This is a genomic window from Streptomyces sp. NTH33 (genome assembly GCF_003236365.1).
Taxonomy (GTDB): domain Bacteria; phylum Actinomycetota; class Actinomycetes; order Streptomycetales; family Streptomycetaceae; genus Streptomyces.
The window spans coordinates 1-1,353 of record NZ_POTZ01000894.1; the positions used below are offsets into that span (position 1 = coordinate 1).

General features: G+C 67.0%; 2 protein-coding genes. Both read right to left on the reverse strand.

What is annotated here, in order from left to right:
• Positions 1-79 precede the first annotated feature (79 nt).
• Complete coding sequence (locus tag C1I97_RS37325; protein WP_111007292.1) at positions 80-424, reverse strand: hypothetical protein; 345 nt, start codon at positions 422-424, stop codon at positions 80-82.
• Entirely contained in the window at positions 421-1,251 is an 831-nt protein-coding gene (locus C1I97_RS37330; protein WP_111007293.1) for an IS5 family transposase, read from the reverse strand. Before C1I97_RS37330 ends, C1I97_RS37325 begins: the two co-directional genes overlap by 4 nt.
• Between the last annotated feature and the right edge of the window lie 102 nt (positions 1,252-1,353).

Genomic DNA, 1,353 nt, shown 5'->3' on the forward strand with positions numbered 1-1,353 from the left:
AGAGTGCGGTACGTGAGTTCTTGTCCGTTTCGTGGTTGAGGTTGGGTGAGGGCTGCTGGTCGTCGCCGCTTGGTGGTGGTCAGGCGCGGGGCTGAGCGAACAGGCCGGGTTCGGGTTCGGTGAGGATGCCGCGTGCGACCAGGCGTTTCAGCTTGGAGCGGATGCCTTCGGTGTTCTTCGGGATGATCGGCAGGTCGAGTGCCTGGCACAGGTCGCGGGCGCGCATCGGCTGCCCGGTGTCGGCGAAGGGGGTGAGGAGGGTCTTCCGGGTGACGCGCAGGTTTTCGCTCTCCGCGTCGAGCTCGCCCAGCTGCGCGGTGAGTTCCTCGAGGCGGGTGCGGATCTGGGCGGCTTGTTCCGCCAGTTCGCGTTCACGAGCCTCGACGTATTCCAGGACGGCTGTGACCTGAGGGTTCTCACTCATGCGGTCCTCCAGGAGGGGAGGGTGGCGCCGGTGAGCCGGCGGGCCATGACGGAGGTCATGGCCCAGAAGACGCGTGAGCGGGAGGAGGCCGGCTGGTGCTCGTAGTCGCGCACGAGGCGGCGGTAGAACATCAGGATCCCGTTCGTCTGCTCCACGATCCACCGCTTGGCCTGCGGGACGAAGCCCTTGTCGGCGGGGTTGCGCTCGACGATCTCGACGTCGATGCCGTGGCTCTTGCCGTGTTCGACGACGCGCTGTTTGAAGCCCTGGTCGACCAGGGCCTTCTCGACCGTGTCGGTCTGCTCGGCGACCTGGTCCAGCAGGGCGATGCCGGCGGTGTTCTCGTGCGCGGAGGCCGCCAGCACGACGACCGCGACGACCAGGCCCAACACGTCCACGGCCAGGCATCTCTTCCGCCCCGGCACCTTTTTCGCGGCGTCCCGGCCTGTCGTGTCGGCCGGGACACCGACGGCCGCGTGGACGCTCTGCGTGTCCAGGACGACGAGACTCGGGTCGGCTAATCGCCGCTTCTTCTCCCGCAGCTGCCACCTCAGCAGATCGTGGAGGTTCTGGTCGGTGCCGTCGTCGCGCCAGGTGTAGAAGTAGTACTTCACCGCGCCGGGCGGAGGCATGTCGTGGGGCAGGAACTCCCACTGGCAGCCGGTGCGGTTCTGGTACAGGATCGCGTTCACGATCTCCCGCATCGCGTACTTGCCCTGGTGGCCGCTGACCGAGGGGTGCCGGGCCTTCCACGCCGTGATCACCGGCGCGATCAACGCCCACTGCTCGTCGGACAGATCACTCGGGTACGGCTTGCGCATGCTCATGCCATAACTCAAGCGAACCCCGAACGCCTGACCGGCAGCGATGCCCCAACGTCACACCATCGAGCGATGACAAGGCGGACGGAAGCTCACGTACCGCACTCT